The 18,908-nt window shown below is 40.1% G+C and carries 14 protein-coding genes; 1 reads left to right on the top strand and 13 read right to left on the bottom strand.

Features of this window, described 5'->3' with window-relative positions; all coding sequences use genetic code 11:
- Window positions 1-152: 152 nt before the first annotated feature.
- The 8 genes from AC0KSB_RS10220 to ileS form a co-directional block, all read right to left on the bottom strand.
- The gene (locus AC0KSB_RS10220; protein ID WP_472308916.1) at window positions 153-1,550 is read right to left on the bottom strand and encodes an oxaloacetate decarboxylase subunit alpha; all 1,398 of its coding nucleotides are present in this window, start codon (window positions 1,548-1,550) and stop codon (window positions 153-155) included.
- A gap of 60 nt (window positions 1,551-1,610) precedes the next feature.
- The gene (locus AC0KSB_RS10215) at window positions 1,611-1,994 is read right to left on the bottom strand and encodes a biotin/lipoyl-containing protein (RefSeq protein ID WP_472308914.1); all 384 of its coding nucleotides are present in this window, start codon (window positions 1,992-1,994) and stop codon (window positions 1,611-1,613) included.
- A 21-nt stretch (window positions 1,995-2,015) separates the two neighbouring features.
- Complete coding sequence (locus tag AC0KSB_RS10210) at window positions 2,016-3,485, bottom strand: acyl-CoA carboxylase subunit beta (protein ID WP_472308912.1); 1,470 nt, start codon at window positions 3,483-3,485, stop codon at window positions 2,016-2,018.
- Window positions 3,486-3,628: 143 nt separating this feature from the next.
- Window positions 3,629-4,501, bottom strand: coding sequence for an SMC-Scp complex subunit ScpB (gene scpB / locus AC0KSB_RS10205; protein WP_472308910.1), 873 nt, complete (start codon window positions 4,499-4,501; stop codon window positions 3,629-3,631).
- 63 nt (window positions 4,502-4,564) lie between these two features.
- Window positions 4,565-5,491 carry a segregation and condensation protein A gene (locus tag AC0KSB_RS10200; protein ID WP_472308908.1) on the bottom strand — a complete coding sequence of 309 codons (927 nt, stop codon included), beginning with the start codon at window positions 5,489-5,491 and terminating at the stop codon, window positions 4,565-4,567.
- A 58-nt stretch (window positions 5,492-5,549) separates the two neighbouring features.
- The gene (gene trpS / locus AC0KSB_RS10195; RefSeq protein WP_472308906.1) at window positions 5,550-6,536 is read right to left on the bottom strand and encodes a tryptophan--tRNA ligase; all 987 of its coding nucleotides are present in this window, start codon (window positions 6,534-6,536) and stop codon (window positions 5,550-5,552) included.
- A 57-nt stretch (window positions 6,537-6,593) separates the two neighbouring features.
- Window positions 6,594-7,358, bottom strand: a complete 765-nt coding sequence (locus AC0KSB_RS10190; protein ID WP_472308904.1) for a site-2 protease family protein — start codon at window positions 7,356-7,358, stop codon at window positions 6,594-6,596.
- Window positions 7,359-7,406: 48 nt separating this feature from the next.
- On the bottom strand, window positions 7,407-10,559 hold the full coding sequence (gene ileS, locus AC0KSB_RS10185) for an isoleucine--tRNA ligase (RefSeq protein WP_472308902.1): 3,153 nt from the start codon (window positions 10,557-10,559) through the stop codon (window positions 7,407-7,409).
- Between the two features lie 605 nt (window positions 10,560-11,164).
- On the opposite strand from ileS, the gene AC0KSB_RS10180 reads away from it, so the two are divergent.
- The gene (locus tag AC0KSB_RS10180; RefSeq protein ID WP_472308900.1) at window positions 11,165-12,076 is read left to right on the top strand and encodes a metallophosphoesterase; all 912 of its coding nucleotides are present in this window, start codon (window positions 11,165-11,167) and stop codon (window positions 12,074-12,076) included.
- 43 nt (window positions 12,077-12,119) lie between these two features.
- On the opposite strand, the gene hemZ is transcribed toward AC0KSB_RS10180, so the two are convergent.
- The 5 genes from hemZ to AC0KSB_RS10155 are packed head-to-tail and all read right to left on the bottom strand — an operon-like array spanning window position 12,120 to window position 18,843.
- Complete coding sequence (hemZ, locus tag AC0KSB_RS10175; RefSeq protein WP_472308898.1) at window positions 12,120-13,604, bottom strand: coproporphyrinogen dehydrogenase HemZ; 1,485 nt, start codon at window positions 13,602-13,604, stop codon at window positions 12,120-12,122.
- Window positions 13,605-13,617: 13 nt separating this feature from the next.
- Window positions 13,618-14,754, bottom strand: coding sequence for a DUF3810 domain-containing protein (locus AC0KSB_RS10170; protein WP_472308896.1), 1,137 nt, complete (start codon window positions 14,752-14,754; stop codon window positions 13,618-13,620).
- Window positions 14,755-14,771: 17 nt separating this feature from the next.
- Window positions 14,772-15,461, bottom strand: a complete 690-nt coding sequence (locus tag AC0KSB_RS10165; RefSeq protein WP_472308894.1) for an HAD family hydrolase — start codon at window positions 15,459-15,461, stop codon at window positions 14,772-14,774.
- A 9-nt stretch (window positions 15,462-15,470) separates the two neighbouring features.
- Entirely contained in the window at window positions 15,471-16,304 is an 834-nt protein-coding gene (locus AC0KSB_RS10160) for a heparan-alpha-glucosaminide N-acetyltransferase domain-containing protein (protein WP_472308892.1), read from the bottom strand.
- Entirely contained in the window at window positions 16,291-18,843 is a 2,553-nt protein-coding gene (locus tag AC0KSB_RS10155; protein WP_472308890.1) for an AMP-binding protein, read from the bottom strand. Before AC0KSB_RS10155 ends, AC0KSB_RS10160 begins: the two co-directional genes overlap by 14 nt.
- Window positions 18,844-18,908 lie beyond the last annotated feature (65 nt).

The following is an 18,908-nucleotide window of genomic DNA, read 5'->3' as shown; positions in this document are numbered from 1 at the left end:
CTTCTCCATTTCCTTGCTTTTGCAAATTAAACAGGATTATTCTCCATCAATATTTCTATTTATTGAATGACCAGCCTCTTTGTTAAGGCTGGTCATATTTTAGAACATTTTGTTAAATTATTCAATCAGAGCTTACTAAAATATCTACCTGATTAAACCGGCTGATAACCATCATCCGCACTTCCGGCAGCTTCATCTACAAGATGACGCTGTGCACGGCGCCAGCGGAAATACTTCTCTGCAACTTGCGGGAACATTCCATATGTGAGAACATCTTCTTCCTGTTCAACCCACTCGGCTGCTTCAGCACGAATTTTCTCAAGCTCTGGTTCAAGCAGATCTGCCGGACGACAGGTAATCTGCTCTTCGCCTTTAAGAATTTTTTCTTTTACATCTTCGTCCATAGGTGCAGGAGTTGTACCATATTTACCCATTACTACGTCTCTGGATTCCTTAGGAACCATCTTATAACGTTCTCCGGTAACAACATTCATAACAGCCTGTGTTCCGACAATCTGTGAAGATGGTGTAACGAGTGGCGGATATCCAAAGTCTTTACGTACACGAGGAACCTCTTGCAGAACCTCAAGGAATTTATCTTCCTTACCGGCTTGCTTAAGCTGTGAAACCAGATTGGAAAGCATGCCTCCCGGAACCTGATATTTGAGAGCGTTAACGTCAACACCAAGCATTTTGGGGTTAATCAGTCCACTTGCAATCCAGCGTTCTCTAATGCCTGTAAAGTGATCAGATATTTCTGTTAGCTTATCAAGATCCATACCGGTATCATACTCTGTACCAGCCAAAGTAGCTATTAAAGGTTCTGTTGGTGGCTGAGATGTACCCATGGCGAGCGGACTGAGAGCAGTATCAACAATATCACAACCTGCTTCAATCGCTTTAAGATAAGTCATTGAACCTACGCCACTAGTATAATGGGTATGAAGTTCAACAGGAATAGATAAAGTCTCTTTGAGTGCTTTTACCAATTCATAAGCCTGATAAGGCAGCAATAATCCTGCCATATCCTTAATACAAACTGAATTAGCTCCCATTTCTTCAAGTCTTTTAGCATCTTTAGCAAACTGCTCACTTGAGTGGAAAGGACTTGTTGTATAAGCAATACAACCCTGAGCATGTCCGCCTTCTTTTACAGTGGCTTTCATGGCTCTTTCTATATTGCGGAAGTCATTCAAAGCATCAAAAATACGAATTATGTCTATACCATTTGCAACTGATTTTTGCACAAAATAATCAACAACATCATCTGCATAATGCTTATATCCGAGAAGATTCTGTCCTCTGAGCAGCATCTGCAGCTTGCTGTTTGGACAGGCAGCACGTATTTTACGCAATCTTTCCCAAGGATCCTCATTCAGGAAGCGGATTGTTGAATCAAAGGTTGCACCGCCCCAGCATTCCAAAGCATGATATCCTGCCTTATCAAGAAGATGAAGGACAGGTATCATATCATCTGTAGTCATACGTGTGGCAGCAAGAGACTGATGCGCATCACGTAAAATTGTTTCAGTAATTTTAACTTTTCCCATAGCGGAAATCCTCCTTGCAGGTGTGAATCTACGGTTTTAGATCATTTAATCCGGCAGTTTTCAGTTAAGACTTACCAGAAGATCACCGGCATTCACAGAACTGCCTTTGGCTGCATTGATACTTGCAATAGTACCATCGATCGGAGATACAATATCATTCTCCATCTTCATTGCCTCTAGAATCATCAGAACGTCGCCCTTCTTAACACTATCTCCTACAGCAACATTTACTTTCAAAACGGTACCAGGCATTGGTGCCTTAACAGTTTCTGAGCCAGTAGCACCGGCAGGAGCGGCTGCAGCAGGAGCAGGAGCGGCAGCAGGGGCAGCAGGCGCTGCGGTAGTTGCAGCCACAGCAGCCGGAGCAGCAGCAGCTACTGATCCATTCTCTTCTACTTCAACGTCGTAAGCGACACCATTTACTTTTATCGAAAATTTCTTCATGATTAGAATCCTCCATCCAGATTAATAAGCTGAGGTCAGCATGTTCAAAGCGCTGATCAATCGCGGGCGTGTAGTGGCAGGTTGAATAACTTCGTCAACATGTGCAAGCGAAGCAGCTACATAAGGGCTGGCAATTTCAGTTGCGTACTTATCAACGAAGGTCTGACGTGCTGTTGCCGGATCAGAAGATGCGGCAATCTCTTTACGGTAAATAATATGGGCTGCAGTATCAGAAGACAAAGCAGCAATTTCTGCGGTCGGCCAAGCATAAACAACATCAGCCCCACTGCTTTTACTGTTCATAGTAAGATAAGCAGTTCCATATGCTTTACCTATTATCAAACCAATACGAGGCATTGTTGCCTGCTGGAATGAGCGCATCAAGTTAGAAGCGGCAATTACAAGACCATCTTCTTCTGCCTGCTGACTTATTACAAAACCTTCCGAGTCTGTTACTGTTATAAGAGGTATCGCAAAAGCGTCACAGAACTCAACCATACGGATAGCCTTGGCTGCCATGTCTGAATCAAGGCGAGCTGCAGAATTGGCAACAACACCAACTACACTGCCGTCAAGACGTCCAAAAGCAGTAATCATGCCGGGAGCAAAAGCTTTATATGTTTCAAGCATGCTGCCTTCATCAAGAACACTTGCCAGAACATCATTTACTTCGTAGCCCTGGTCAAGACCTGTTGCCAGATTATCAAGTGTATCATCTGTGCGATTTGGATCATCCACTGTTTCCAGAGGCATACTGAAACCGTCTGCACAATCAGGCAGATATGCAAATAAATCTTTAAGCTGTGCTATCAAAGCTTGCTCATCTTCAGCTGTAAAAGAAGCAAGGCCTGTAGATTCAGCATGTACAGAAGCATTACCTACTTTTGCAGCATTATCTGCACCTTTATTCTCAACAGCGGAGATAACCAGCGGTCCATTCATTGATATACCGGCTTTGTCCTCTGTCATAAACACAAAATCACTAGCACCAGCCAGAAGAGCTGCGCCACCGGCGCAAGGACCAAAAACAGCTGCTATCATTGGTATTTCACCAGAAACATCTGTCATATCGGCAATCAAAGCACCTAATGCTTCAAGTCCGACAATTCCTTCTTCTATTCTGGAACCGCCTGTTTCATACAGCCCTATAAAAGGAACATTTGCGGCTGCAGCCATCTGAATAGCCTTACTGATCTTTAGCGCATGCATCTGACCTATGGAGCCACCGTAAACAGATGGATCTTGTGCGGCTACATATACCAAACGGCCATCTATAGTACCATATCCTGTAACTACACCGTCTCCGGCGACTTTGGGCCGTTCAAAACCGAAGGCCAGGCCGCGGGATTCTGCCAATGAATCCAGCTCCACAAAACTAGCTTCATCTAAAAGCATCTGAATCCGTTTGCGGCAAGCTTTGTCAGCAGCCTCTACGGTATCCAGAGAGGCTCTTTTTTCCACGTACTCGGTCATTTTCTCTCGAGATCCCATTCTTTTCACCTCATCATCTAAAGGAGTGACTCCTTTGGCTTATACATAAGCGAGAATGGTCAGATCCATATCCCGCCGATTACAATTATAATTTATGCAAGACAATAGATCAACCTTGCATAATAAATAATTTTTACTTTTCCTCAAACGTCATGATTGTTACCATTGTTCGCAGTGGCTTCCTTATCGTCGAAATTGTTAATTTCATGACTGTTTTTTTCGATCTTATCTTCTATATTTAGTATACCTTGGTCAGCAATATCCTCATCCTGGTTTTCAATATCAGGATTAATACTGCCCACAATCTGGTCTATTGTAATCTGATTATCCTGATTTGCACCGGAAGCATCTGCCAAAGAAGATTCCATATCTCTTAATGTACCATACATTAACATTTCCATTGGTGGAAGATCCGCCACCGAACTTAAACCTACATCAAATAAAAACTGCTCTGTAGTTTTAAATAGTGAGGGTCTGCCCGGAGCATCAAGAGTACCTGCTTCGCAAATCAGATTTCTCTCTAAAAGCCTGCTTATGATGCTATCACTATTAACGCCTCTGACAGCCTCTACTTGCGCTCTGGTAACAGGCTGATTATAAGCAATAATCGCCAGAGTTTCATATGCAGCCTGAGACAAAGGTGGTCTATGTCTTGGCTGGTATAACCTTGTAATAACATCATGAAAACCAGGTTTTGTACTCAAGGTATATTTACCATCTGCGACACGAAGCATAACTCCCCTATTGCGATCTCTTGTAAATCTTTCACCCATTTCATATAAGGCAGTTTCTAATTTCGATCGATCTATACCTGTTATCTGACGTATTTTATCAAAAGAAACAGGATCACCGGCAGCAAACAAAATAGCTTCAATTGCAGCCTGCAAATCCTCCTTGGCAATTTCCGGTGGTTTGTCCTCAGCAAAATAAAAGTCTGCCACAGATTCCTGTTTCAGTTCAGCCTCATCAATAATTTTTGTCTGTTCTATATCAAGTTTGTCAGCGTCATCTATCATTAAAGCACATGTCCTCCCAAGATCAGAATGTCAGAACAGATTTCCATAAAGTTCAAGATCACGTTAATCATTTTCTTTACTATAATTTGTAAACTCTTCTAAATCTGGAGAAATTTTCTTATTTTCAGCAGATTCAGATTTTTCAGCTTCCTCAATATCTTCCGGATCTTCCGGATCTTCCAGATCGGTTAGCAAATCACCTGCATTCTGCCAGCGGGGATCTGGCTCCAGCAGCATAACGTCAAAAGGGACTTCCTGTTTCACAATTATACGATTTTGCTTTAGCAGTTCTAAAACAGCTAAAAACCCTGTAACTCTCTCAGCTTTACTAGCAGAAGCCTGCGGGAAAATCTCATGAAAGAAAATTCTTGTCTGTTTCAGTACACATTCCAATACATCAAGCATTTTCTGCTTTAAGGATATCTTTTCCCTCCGAAGAATATGACTGATTTTACCACTTATATCCTGAAACCTGATTTGATTTTGTTTCGCCAGACGTTTGCAGGCCTCCCAGAACAAGTCACGATGAACAGGATCCTTGCCTACAACAGAATCAATGCCCAGACTCACAGGCGATTCAGGCGGCTTATACTGACAGTCAACATATATATCATGTCTTTCTTTAAGATCTACTGCTATTGTCTTGCATCGCCTGTAGGCAAGAAGTTTCAAAACAAGTTCTTCCCTTGGATCATCAATATCCTCATTAAGCATTGCCTTTTTCTGTGGTAATAACAATCTCGACTTGATGTGCAATAACGTTGCCGCCATTAAGAGAAACTCACTTGCTATTTCCATGTCAATAGATTTCATTTTTTCAAGATAAGCAAGATATTGATCTGTAATACGGTCAATCGGTATATCATAAATATCAATTTTGTTTTTTTCTATAAGATGGCATAACAAATCCAGCGGACCTTCAAACGGTTCTAGTGTAAGCAAAGGTGCGCCTTGATTGCTTCTGATTGGGTTTTCTTGAATACTACTCATTTAAACCTTCTCAATGCCTCTTTCTTCCTGCTGCTGCATGTGTAATCACAATATCTTACTAAATACCTATTTTTACCATAGTTCTGACTTTAGCCATAGTTTCACTAGCTTTTACTCTTGCTTTTGCAGATCCTTTTTCAATATAATTCTGCAAAACTTCTGGATTTTTCATCAATTCTGTTCTTTTTTCGTGAATTGGAGTATGGAAAGCAGCTAATTTTTCTGCCAGATTCTTTTTACACTGGACACAACCTATTTCACCAGCCCGGCATTGTGATTCAATCGAATCCAACTCAATTTCACTAAATACTTTATGGAAAGAAAATACTGAACACACTTCAGGATGTCCAGGATCAGTTTTTCTGATTCTGGATGGATCAGTTATCATGCCCATAACTTTTTTTCTAACTTCTTCAGGAGTATCGGCAAATGCTATTGTATTGCCGTAGCTTTTTGACATTTTGCGCCCATCTGTTCCTGGCAAAACTTTGGCAGCAGTCAAAAGAGGCTGAGGTTCCGGGAATGTTTTGCCGTATAAATGATTAAATCTACGTGCTATCTCTCTGGTTAATTCAAGATGTGGCAGCTGATCTTCTCCAACAGGCACATAATCAGCCATATACATCAAAATATCTGCTGCCTGAAGACATGGATAGCCTAGAAAACCATATGTAGTTATATCTTTTTCTTTAAGCTGATTAAGCTGATCTTTGTATGTGGGGCAGCGTTCCAGCCACGACAAAGGTGTATTCATGGAAAAGAGCAAAAATAATTCGGCATGCTCGGGCACCAGCGACTGCATGAATATTGTGGCTTTTTCCGGATCAAGACCACAGGCAATAAAATCAGCCATCAGACTGATACAGTTTTGCTTTAACTCATCCGTTTCTGCGTATCCGGTGGTTAAAGCATGCCAGTCGGCAATAAAAAAGTGACAGTCATATTTATCCTGTAATCCCACCCAGTTATGAAGTGCGCCAAAATAATTACCAAGATGGATAGCGCCTGTCGGTCTGGCACCACTTAAAACTGTTTTTTTGCTCATTTATATATCCCCCGCTATTTCTGTTAAAAATTTTATAAAATGTTCTAAAACCGCCTTTTATATAATCAATGACCATATCTGATTAAAAACCCACATAATAGGCTGCAGGATTACAATTTCAAAAGGCAATCTAATGATGCTTAATATGGTTCCTAATACTCCTCTGCCGAATAGTATCAAAAGCAGAAAAACCATACCGATGTAACGTTCATATCCCATTATTTTGTAGTATATCCTATCTGGCAGCATTGAACCAAATATCTTATAGCCATCTAAAGGCGGCACAGGTAAAAGGTTAAAAACAGCAAGCGTTACATTTGCTGAAAACATGAAAAATCTTAGCTGTATCAAAACATCTGTCATAGCGTTATCTACAGCACCAAAAAGTAAGAAGAAAGTCAAAATAATATTTAATATAATAAGACTTACGGCTGCTAAAAAAAGATTTGACATCGGACCTGCAAGGCTGGTAAGCATTATTCCTTGCTTGATGGTTTTACTTTTAGAAAATCTTGATGGATTAATAGGCACAGGTTTTGCCCAGCCAATACCAGCAAGAAGAAAAACCAGAGAGCCTATAGGATCTAAATGAGCTATCGGATTCATTGTCAAACGCCCCTGCAAAGCAGCGGTATCATCTCCGAGCCGATTGGCAGACCAGGCATGAGCCATTTCATGAAAAGACAATGAAATAGCAAGAACCAATATAGTAATCAAAAGAGTTACTATATCAAAGCCATTCCTCATACCATATAAAAGACTCATACTGGTTACCGGCATACTCATAAATGCCAGCTGTCTCCAGTTAAATTTTTTGAACATTTCCACGCTCCTTTTAGCGGTAAAATAATCAGATATTATCTTTGCCTATCAAACTTTTTTGACCGCTATTCTAAGTTTTTCACCATTAATATCCCACTCTTTGCCTTCGTCGTCGGCAAGTTTTGAAATTGAGTCTGCAAGAACTTCCTCGCAAATGAATTCGGAATTTCTTTCTACTACAGGAGTGAGAGTTTCTTGCTGACCAAGTGAAAGCATTATGCGATCCATAACTTCAAAACCGCTTTCTTTTCGCATGGTCTGTACTTTACTAATTATCTCTCTGACATAACCATCTTCGATTAAGTCTGGTGTAAGTTTTGTGTCAAGGGCAATCGTTATATCACGGTCACTTTCTGTTGCCAGACCCTCTGCCTGTATAGTCTCTATAAGCAGATCATCTTCCGCAAGTTCAATTTCCTGATTTTCAACAAAGAGATTGATTTTACCATTAGCTTTAAGTATTGACATTGTTTTTTGACCTGGCATCTCAGCCAAAGCAGCACTAACCTTTGGAATAAGCTTCCCGAGACGTTTACCAAGTGTTTTAAGCTGTGGTTTGAATCTGTAATCCTGAAGAGAGCTCTGATCATCGGTATAAACAATTTCTCTTATATTAAGTTCTTCCGTAACAAGACTACGGAATTCAAGTGGCAGTTGATAAGGCGAGACTACCAGCATTTTTGCCAGTGGCTGACGGTTTTTAATAGCTGCCATATTTCTGGCTGCTCTTCCCATAACTACAAGCTTGAGAACTTCAGCCATGTTTTTTTCCAGTTCAGGATCGACCAGACTCTCGTCTGCAGTCGGGAAATCACAAAGATGCACACTTTGCGGAGCTTCTGGCTTGTGGCTTAGAACCAGGTTGCGATAGATTTCTTCTGCCATAAACGGAATGTAAACTGCACTCAGTCTTGTTAATGTCTCAAGAACAGTATAAAGAGTCATATAAGCATCTATCTTGTCCTGATTCATATCTGACTGCCAGTATCTTTCGCGGCCTCGACGAACATACCAGTTAGATAAATCGTCGGTGAATTGCTGTATGGCTCTTGCCGAAGTAGTGATATCATAACGTTCAAGCTGTGAGTCAACAGATGCCACAAGTGAATTAAGGCGACTCAGAACCCATTTATCCATAACACAAAGATTATCTGTTTTGAGTTTGTATGCTGTCGGATCAAATTTATCTATATTGGCATATAAAATATAGAATGCATAAGTATTCCAAAGAGTACCCATAAACTTTCTCTGAGCTTCACTAACTGCATCTTCATAGAATCTTGAAGGCAACCAGGGTGAGCTGTTGGTATAGAAATACCAGCGCACAGCATCTGCACCTTGTTTCTCGAGAACTTCCCATGGATCTACAACATTGCCTTTATGCTTTGACATTTTCTGACCATTTTTGTCTTGAACAAGACCGAGCACAATAACATTTTCGTACGGTGATTTGTCAAAAATCAAAGTACCGATAGCCATAAGAGTATAAAACCAACCACGAGTCTGATCAAGAGCTTCAGAAATAAAGTTTGCAGGGAAATTCTGTTCGAATATTTCTTTATTTTCAAACGGATAATGCCATTGGGCAAAAGGCATAGAACCGGAATCAAACCAGCAGTCTATAACTTCACTTACTCGCTTCATCTGCCCGCCGCATTCACTGCAACGAATATGAACTTCATCTATATATGGTTTATGTAGTTCAATTTCCTCTGGACAGTCATCCGATAACTCTTTTAGCTCAGCAATACTTCCGATCATATGTCTGTGTCCACATCCGCATTCCCATATAGGCAGAGGTGTTCCCCAGTAACGTTCGCGGGAAATACCCCAATCCACAACATTATCAAGGAAATTGCCAAAACGTCCTGTGCCGATTGATTCAGGTATCCAGTTTACCGTGGCATTATTTTTCATCAGGTTTTCACGCATTTTTGTCATGCTGATAAACCATGAATTCCGCGCATAATAAATAAGAGCAGTATCACAGCGCCAGCAAAATGGATAGCTGTGCTCATAAGGGACTTTTTTGATAAGCCTTAACATTTGCTTTAGCTTCTTTGTTATGCCTGCATCTGCTTCTTTACAGAAAACACCGGCAAAATCAGTTACATCTTCAGGCATTGTACCGTCTTCTTTTACCAGCTGAACAAAAGGCAAATCATTTGCACGTCCTACTCTGGCATCATCTTCACCAAAAGCAGGTGCAATATGAACAATGCCTGTACCATCACTTAAGGTTACATAATCATCTGCAGTTACAAAGAAGGCTTTTTTACCAGAGGCTTGAACCTGCCTGTCTGCATAAGGCAGTAAAGGCTCATAGCTTTTACCTACAAGCTCACTTCCAGGCATACGTTTAATAATATGGAAATGCTCGCCTAAAACCGAAGGAACAAGGCTTTCTGCCAAATAATAACGTACTTCTCTTTCTGTGCCATCAACATCCTGATGAACGGAAACAAGAACATAATCTTCATCGGCATTTACGCATAAGGCTACGTTGGAAGGAAGAGTCCAGGGAGTAGTTGTCCAAACAGCAAAATATGTATCAGCCTCATCGGAAACCTTAAATCTAACGTAAACAGAGTTTTCTTTTACATCCTGATAACCCTGTGCCACTTCATGCGAGGACAAAGCAGTACCGCAACGAGGACAATAAGGAACTATTTTATGACCTTTATACAAAAGGCCTTTATCCCAAATCTGTTTCAAAGCCCACCATTCAGATTCAATATAATTATTCTCATACGTGACATAAGGATCTTCCATGTCTGCCCAGAAACCAACACGGTCGGACATCAATTCCCATTCCTGCTTATATTTCCAGACACTCTCTTTACACTGGCGAATAAATGGTTCAACTCCATAAGCTTCAATTTCATTTTTACCATCTATTCCCAGAAGTTTTTCTACTTCCAGTTCAACAGGCAGACCATGTGTATCCCAGCCTGCTTTTCTAAGAACATGATAACCTTTCATGGTCTTGTATCTGGGAATAATATCCTTAATAACCCTTGTCAATATATGTCCGATATGAGGCTTGCCATTAGCAGTAGGCGGCCCATCGTAAAATGTAAAAGTCTCACCATCTGTTCTCTGATCCATGGACTTCTGGAAAATATTTTCCTGTTTCCAGAAAGAGAGTATTTCTTTTTCTCTTTGCACAAAACTCATGTCCGAAGTTACTTTCTTATACATAATCAGCCTCCTTAAAATACAAAAAAGACGCCCCCGTAACGGGGCGCCAATAAGCGCGGTACCACCCGTACACAATTGAAACAGAGACATGTAATACTTATACCATCCATATATTGCCGGTTTATGGCTTACATGTGGACAGACATGTCACATTCCAATTATCTCGCCTCCTATAACGGGGAACTGAACGCTCTATTTGTCCAGTTATGCCGGTACGAACTACTCATACAAGGAAGATACAGTCAGACGGTTTCTTTAAGTTAATCCCGTTATGACTTCTGTCTCTTATTAATCAGAAGCAGTTGTATCTGTCTCAATTTTCGCCCGGACAGCTCGTGGATGATTTTCAATCTGCCTGCAGTCATGTGGCTTACACCATCCCACATTCGCTGAGACTACGACAGCAGTCTACTGTTCCAGTCATTGCCTTATCGCTTATGATAACATATATTAATTCTTTGCAGATAAATACATGCATATATAAACAGAGTAAATTATATGTTTGCTACAGACAATTTGTCAAGTATTCACTTCTTTGCGTCGTTCTGCTCTTGAAATGTTTTTTTTACTTGACAGTTTCTATTATTTTACGGAATATTATTACTATGTTAAATAGAAAATCAAGAAAAAAAAGAAATTATAAATGGATACCAATAACACTTGTAATTATAGTTTTTGCAGCTGCTGCAGCTCTATTATGGGCTTTCCAGATCGAAACACGTCTTGTTGTTCATAGGAATTATTCCTTGAATTCTGACCAGCTGCCGGCTCAATGGCAGGGGAAAACTATCGGTTTCTTTTCCGATGTGCATGCCGGGCCTGGATATAATGGTCAGCAACTGGCAAAGGCTGTTGATAAACTAATGGCAGAAAATCCAGATATCATTTTCTATGGCGGAGATCTTGTCGACAGCTCTACACCTCTTGATGATATTGATTTTGCCAGAGAAATTATTGAACAACTTTCAAGACTTGATGCACCCCTGGGTAAATTTGCGGTCATTGGTAATCATGATAACAGATTGAATCACGAACTACAGACATCTATTGAATGGCTTGAAGCTGCAGGATTCAAAGTCCTGATCAATCAGGCTGTTGTTGTTGACGAAGTCTGGATAGGCGGACTTGATGAGAGTTATTTTGGTAGTCCTGATCTCGATTTTACGATGGATCAGCCTTTAGAAAACGAGAACAATTACAGCAATGTCAATGAAGATGATCTTTTTAGAATCATGCTGATGCACCAACCCGATTATTTGCCGGAATATGAAACTTCAGACCGGGTAAAAAATCTTGATCTTATTTTATCAGGGCATTCACATAATGGTCAGATTACCTTGTTTGGTATACCATTGATGAAGGTACATCAGGGAGAGCATTATACAAGAGGTCTATATCTGATTTCAGATAATCCTCAAAGCAAAATAGTTGTAACGGGCGGATTAGGCACGGTACTGATTCATGCCAGATTTTTCAATCCACCTGAAATAGTTACAATAAGTCTTAACAGCAACTAACATTTTGTTTAGAAACTGAATCATCTTTATTTACAAAGTTAAATTATCCCTGAGAAAAAAGTTTTAACTTACGGTCAGCAAGTTCGGTCACTCTTTGCTGATAATTCAGAAGATCTTTGCTGTTAGGGGATCTTTTTACTCTGGAACCAATAACTTTTTTGCTGATTGCTCCACTGCCAATACCAATTACATCGAATTTATCGCTCATCATTGCGACATTATAAAGACATGCCTTGCCTGGACGGGCAAATCCGGTATTTTCAAGTCCTGAAACTACATCCTTCTGCCTATATAAATAATATGGCAAATAATTATATAATTGAAAAACAGTAAAAGTATCTTCCACGGCATCTATAAGCTTATGATCAGGCAAATTCAAAGCTGTAACTAACTGTTCAGGATTTTGCTGCAGCCAGGCACTTCTTTTTATTGCCAATGAATGCAAGGTTATACTTTCAGGTGACAGATCAATGATCTGTCTTACAGAATCAAGCAGATCATCAGGTTTTTCTCCTGGCAAACCTGCTATCAAATCCATGTTTATATGTTTGAAACCATTTTTTCTGGCTAAAGAGAATGCGTCAATGGTTTGTCTGGTTGTATGACAACGTCCAATTTTTTCCAAAGTAAAATCATGCATAGTCTGTGGATTTATACAGATTCTATCTGCTCCCGCCTGCCGTATCATTTTTAGCTTATTATCTGTTACAGTATCTGGTCTGCCGGCTTCAACTGTCCATTCCTCACAGTCTTTAAGGGGAATATATCTGGCAATGCCTTCCAAAAGACGGTAAAAATCTGATTCAGGTAAGCTTGTAGGAGTACCTCCACCAATATATATTGCTTTTACCGGTCGGTTTATATTGGCGAAAACCTGTTTAGTCTCTTCAATAACAGCATCAACATAAGGGGCCAAAAAAGCTTCCTGTCTTTTTGCATCTCTCGAAATAAAACTACAATACGAGCACCTTGTAGGGCAAAAAGGTATTCCTATATAAACAAAAAGATCGTTTTGATCAGCTTTTGTCAGCAAAGAATTTTCTGCTAAAGCTGTCTCCAGACCAAGTTTAGCTTTTTCAGGGCTTAATCTCCAGAAATCAGTCAATATTTCAAGAGTTGCTTTTCTATTATAGTCAGTATTTTGCCAAACCTCTGAAATAATCATGGTTGGACGCACACCTGTCAGAGATCCCCAAGGAAAACTGACACTTGTCAGTTTTTCCAGTTGACAATAAAGCTGTCTTTTTATTTCTCGTCTGATTTTATCAGGTGCAGGATTGCTGCTGATATCTGAAAGACCATCACAACTCGTAATTACCGAAACAAAATTATCCTGAGCGGTAGAAATATCGTCTTGATTTAAAATTCTATTATCATTATGTGATACTTTACTGATAATAATTGGAGTTGAAGCATCACCTGCGACAAGTTTATTATCTGCAACCAATTCACAATCACCAAAAAAAAGACGTAAAATCTCAGCCAAAGATTCCTTTTCCTGATGATTCATCATAATTACTGTGGGCATTGTTTCTCCTTAATCAATTCCGTTCCAATTCATACCAGGCAAGGGCAAGATCAATCATGCGTCCATAGCTGCGAACACCATCAGTTTGCATATTAGCCTGAAGATAAAGATTATTCGCCTGATTGGAAACTTCTTTGACAGGACCTTCAAACTGCTGCCAGTAAAGTCTGTTAGCATTCAGATCTCTGCGCATAGCTTCACTTAAAGGCTCCAAAGCTTTCTGATAAGCTTCCTGATCCAGTGAATAAAGACGGTTGCTGATTCTTACCCAGGTATTAATCATAACAGAGTATCTGTAATCATCATTATCTGAGTAAAGACCTGTGAGAAAAGCAATAAAATTTGCTTCATCTTCACGGGCAAACCCCCTTGTATGAGCGACTTCATGTGCTACAGTATCCGGTATAGAATATTCTGATTGATCAATATTAACATTTGCTTCAACAAACCAGGGATTGTATACCCCTGTTATGCCTGTATAAGACCAGTAATGCGAAAGCAAAACACCTTTGGGTCTTATGGAATGTCCCTTGAGAGCAGGCCAGTCCTTCTGAGCATTATCATAAGCAGTGTTTACATCTTTCATTGTTTCCGCTAGTGATTTGCTTAAAACAAAAACACCGTTTTCATCTTCCATACTGTTTTCTCTGATAGCAGAGGCTTCTTGTGCCAGCCATATTGCCATCTCAGTAAGATCTTCTGCCGGCCGCTCTTTTACCGGCAGATCAAAACTATCTGCAACAGGCATTCTAGCATAGTTAAAGCCATGCATAAGCATAAACACAAACAGCATAACAGCTGCAGTCCAGGCAATTTTAGCCATTACACTTACTATTCTTTGCCGCCTGTTCTGTTTGTTTTTTTTCAACCTGATTACTGCTACTATGATAAAAGCTATCAAGGCAGGTAGCAAAAGAACTACCACAGCTTCGGTTAAAGAAAATGGGAATAATGAGCTTATTCTCAAGAAGGGCCACGAAATAAAATAAAATATACCTCTTGTATAAATATTTTCTACAAAAACAGGGAAATTTGCCAGTATCCGCTGTGCAGCAATGGAAATGACAACAGGTAAAATCCAGCCCAGATAGAAAAACCAGATACAAAATCTGCTTTTATTTGACTGTTTTGTTTCTGTTTTTTGTTTCATAAACATAACTCCTGCTTTTATTTGACAAACTCCGCTATTTCCACAGCTGAGTAAAAAAGTTTGCTTGCTCCACCATTCAACAGCTCTTCTTTACTGCGAAATCCCCAGGTCACACCCCACGGTAATAATCCAGCATTTACTGCTGTTTCCATATCTGATCCGGAATCACCTATCAAAGCTGTTTTTTGCGGATCTGCATTTATCTGACGACAGATATTCAAGGCAAGAGCCGGATCTGGTTTAGGAGGCCAGGGATCTTTCAGTCCATAAACCCGATCAAAAATTGTTTTATCAAAATAATGCTCTACCATCAAGGTCGTAAAATCATCAGGTTTATTTGAAAGCAAAGCCAGCTTTATGCCTTTCATTTTTAACAATCTGAGCATTTCCTTTACTCCTGGGTATGGTTTTGTCTTTTTCGCCCAATCTGCAGCATATATTTTTCGATATTCTGTCAATATCCTGTCTACAAAGCTATCCTCTATTTCTTCCGGCCTGATCCTGCTGCCACTGATTGACGTTTTGGAAGATGCTATCGCAGATGCAATAAGATTGCGTGCTCCAGAACCAATATGCTGCTTGAACTCTTCAATAGGCAAAGCCTGTAGTCCTGCTTTTTTGAGAGCCAGATTACTGCTGTCTGCTAAATCTTCCAGCGTATCAAGCAAAGTACCATCAAGATCAAATATTATTGTTTCTAAATTCATTGTTTCTCCTCATATAATACCGGCAAAACGCAGACCAAACAGTAACACAAGCAAAACAGGCTGATGAAAAATATAGACCCATAATGCATTACGCCCCAGCCAGTTGAGAGGCATTACCGCTTTATTAATCCAATCAGGAGTATCAGGGAAAAGCGTAGACCGGTCTGCATAAAACAATCTGCCAATCGCAGCCCCTATCAGAAAAAACCCCAACCAGGGAATAATTGGCATATAATCACCCATTCCTACACTGCCGGGAGGCAAAATACCCAGCGGCAAAAGCAAATAGGTATTAATATCAGGAATCTCAGGAAGAGTACTTGCAGCCCAGATAATCACCGCTCCCGGAAACAATAGTAAAAAGGTAAACAAATTACTCTTTTGCTTAAGTAATTTTTCCAGCAAAGCATATATGATTGTACCTATAGCCAGTAAATGTAAAATATTAAAAAATATTGCCAGCTGCATATCGGTTATCTGCCAGACGATCGTGGTGGCTAAAGTAAACAATAAAGCAGCAAGAGCCATTTTCAAGCCTCTTTTGCTGTTACTTCGCGAAAAAGTGCAACAGATGCCGGATACGGTCAGAAAAACAAATAAAAAAACTGGTCGCAGCAAGGCATCAAACCACCAGGTATCCTGAAAAGCAAATACATCAATACCTAAAAGATGTCGTAAATCAAAGATAAAATGGTGCAAAATCATCATTAGTATGGCTAATCCACGCAGCATATCGAGCTCAAAAGCTCTCAAAGCCAAGCCACGATTCCCTTTTTTTCGGGAATCGTGGTTCAGATCATCAGAACTGCTTTCAATATTTTTGACTAAATCAGGCTGTTTCAATTGAGGCCGCCTCCTTGAGGTTTAAAACTTCAATACCCCATTCACGAAGCTTGTATTTCTGAATTTTACCGCTGCCTGTCATTGGGAAACTATCAATAAAACGTACATATTTTGGAGTTTTATGTTTAGCCATATGACTGCGAACAAATTCTTTGAGCTCATCTTCAGTTACGGTTGAACCTTCTTTCTTTATTACAACAGCCAAAACAGCCTCACCATAGGTCTTATCAGGCACACCTACCACCTGAACATCTTTTACTTCCGGATGTGTATACATAAAATCTTCAATTTCTTTGGGATAAAGATTCTCACCACCGCGAATAATCATATCCTTAATTCTACCGGTTATTTTATAATTACCATTATCATCACGTACAGCCAGATCACCAGTATGCAACCAGCCATCTTCATCAATAGCTGCAGCAGTTGCCTCAGGCATCTTATAATAACCTTTCATGATATTATAGCCTTTAGCGACAAACTCACCTGCCGTTCCATTGGCAACTTCTTTGTTTGTCTCAGGATCAACTACTCTGCATGTAACGCCCGGCAGAGCACTGCCGACTGTACCAACACGAACTTCAAGCGGATCATCAACACGGCTTTGTGTACACCCGGGAGAACTTTCCGTCTGTCCGAAAACAATTGTAATTTCTGACATATTCATCTTATCAACAACATCCTGCATAACTTTGATCGGACAAGGAGAACCTGCCATTATACCGGTACGCATACTGGAGAAATCTGTCTTGTTAAAATCAGGATGTTCAAGTACGGCAATAAACATTGTTGGCACACCATGCATAGCCGTACACTTTTCTTTATCAATAGCTTCCAGAACTTTTGCCGGCTGGAAATACTCAAGAGGAACCATGGTGGTACCATGTGTGACAGAAGCAAGAATTGCCAGCACAAGACCAAAGCAATGGAAAAAAGGCACAGGAATCAGCAGTCTGTCATCTGTTGTAAAATTCATACAGTCGCCAATGCATTTACCATTATTTATTATATTATAGTGTGTCAGCATTACCCCTTTAGGAAAACCTGTTGTTCCTGATGTGTACTGCATGTTTACCACATCATCCTGATGAAGTGTTTTCCCAATTTCCACTACTCTGCTTTGTGGAACAGATTGCCCCAGTTCTATAAAGTTTTTCCAGTTGAAGCATCCAGGTTGTTCACTCGTAAAGTTAATTACATTTTTAAGCAAAGGCAGCTTTTTCGAATTAAGCTGACCAGGTGCGGATTCTTTAAGTTCAGGACAAATTTCGTTTAAAATAGAAACATAATCTGAATCTTTATAACTGTCCATCATGAACAGGGTATGGGTATCTGATTGATGAAGAAGATATTCAGCTTCATGTATTTTATATGCTGTATTTACAGTAACAAGCACAGCACCAATTCTGGCAGCAGCAAAGAAAATCTGCAACCATTGTGGATAATTGGTAGCCCATACAGCAACATGATCTCCTTTTCTCACTCCGATTGCCAGCAGACTTCGGGCAGCCTGATCAACATCACTAAGAAACTCACTATATGTACGTGTATAATCCTGAGTTATATATTTTACAGCATACTGATCAGGAAATTCACAAGCCACTTTTTCCAACAATTCACCCATTGTCAAATCAATGAGAATATCTTTATCAAATAATCTTTTGCCAGCCTTGTCATCTGCAGAAGTTTTAAGCTGTTCTTTTTCACTTTTGGGCTTGCAGACGTGAGCTTTATCTGCCAGATAACTTTGCATCCAGGTTGCATAAGCAGGAAAAACGATCGCTGCGTCTTCCAGATCACGACTCCAGCGTTTTACCCATTCCAGTGAAACATAGCCTTCATAACCATTTTCATGCAGTATATCAAGAGCTTCACGCACAGGAAGATCTCCTGATCCGGTCATACGGTATTTCAGTTTTCCATCTATTACAACAGAATCCTTAACGTGAACATAAGAAATATATTTCTTGAGATTATTCCAAGTCTCTTCAGGCTTTTCTGAAAAGAAACGATATGGATGATTTATATCCCACAAAACTCTAACCGACTGGTGATTAAGTGTATCCAGTAAAGCAGCCAAACGTTTCGACTGGGCATATACACCATTCGTTTCTATCAAAAGTGTTACCTGTCTCCATGAAGCATAATCAGCCAGTGCTCGTAAAGATTCGAGGACAACAGAATCATCAACCTCACCTTCCGGTGCAGGTCCACGATCACCTAGAACACGTACATACTGCACACCTGCTCTGGCAGCAAGATCAATATATTCAAAACCTTCAGCCATTATCTCTTGTCTTTTTTCCGGCTGCTTAAGACAGCAATCAGAAGAAAAACAAGTAAGATTGATTCCTAGATTTTTTAGTCTTTCTAAAGTTTCAGGCAATGCTTCTGCGGTAAAAGGTTTTGCTCTGGCAGCACGAATCTCCTGACCCAGACCACGAATTTCTATTCCCTGGTAACCAAGATCCTTGGCCATTGAAGTAATTTCCAACCACGACCATTCAGGACAACCTAGTGTTGAAAAAGCAATTTTCATACATTCACTCTCCTCATTCATTGTTTAATACTCTGATGACTGAAAAATTAACCTATTCTGAAAAA

It is taken from the genome of Ercella succinigenes (genome assembly GCF_900002895.1).
Note: the sequence above shows the minus strand (reverse complement) of the source record. Positions and strands in the feature narration are given on the sequence as shown.

Coding starts and splice junctions, on each gene's coding strand:
- AC0KSB_RS10220 (WP_472308916.1), bottom strand. CDS start 1,550: ATGGGAAAAGTTAAAATTACTGAAACAATTTTACGTGATGCGCATCAG.
- AC0KSB_RS10215 (WP_472308914.1), bottom strand. CDS start 1,994: ATGAAGAAATTTTCGATAAAAGTAAATGGTGTCGCTTACGACGTTGAA.
- AC0KSB_RS10210 (WP_472308912.1), bottom strand. CDS start 3,485: ATGGGATCTCGAGAGAAAATGACCGAGTACGTGGAAAAAAGAGCCTCT.
- scpB (WP_472308910.1), bottom strand. CDS start 4,501: ATGATAGATGACGCTGACAAACTTGATATAGAACAGACAAAAATTATT.
- AC0KSB_RS10200 (WP_472308908.1), bottom strand. CDS start 5,491: ATGAGTAGTATTCAAGAAAACCCAATCAGAAGCAATCAAGGCGCACCT.
- trpS (WP_472308906.1), bottom strand. CDS start 6,536: ATGAGCAAAAAAACAGTTTTAAGTGGTGCCAGACCGACAGGCGCTATC.
- AC0KSB_RS10190 (WP_472308904.1), bottom strand. CDS start 7,358: ATGTTCAAAAAATTTAACTGGAGACAGCTGGCATTTATGAGTATGCCG.
- ileS (WP_472308902.1), bottom strand. CDS start 10,559: ATGTATAAGAAAGTAACTTCGGACATGAGTTTTGTGCAAAGAGAAAAA.
- AC0KSB_RS10180 (WP_472308900.1), top strand. CDS start 11,165: ATGTTAAATAGAAAATCAAGAAAAAAAAGAAATTATAAATGGATACCA.
- hemZ (WP_472308898.1), bottom strand. CDS start 13,604: ATGCCCACAGTAATTATGATGAATCATCAGGAAAAGGAATCTTTGGCT.
- AC0KSB_RS10170 (WP_472308896.1), bottom strand. CDS start 14,754: ATGAAACAAAAAACAGAAACAAAACAGTCAAATAAAAGCAGATTTTGT.
- AC0KSB_RS10165 (WP_472308894.1), bottom strand. CDS start 15,461: ATGAATTTAGAAACAATAATATTTGATCTTGATGGTACTTTGCTTGAT.
- AC0KSB_RS10155 (WP_472308890.1), bottom strand. CDS start 18,843: ATGAAAATTGCTTTTTCAACACTAGGTTGTCCTGAATGGTCGTGGTTG.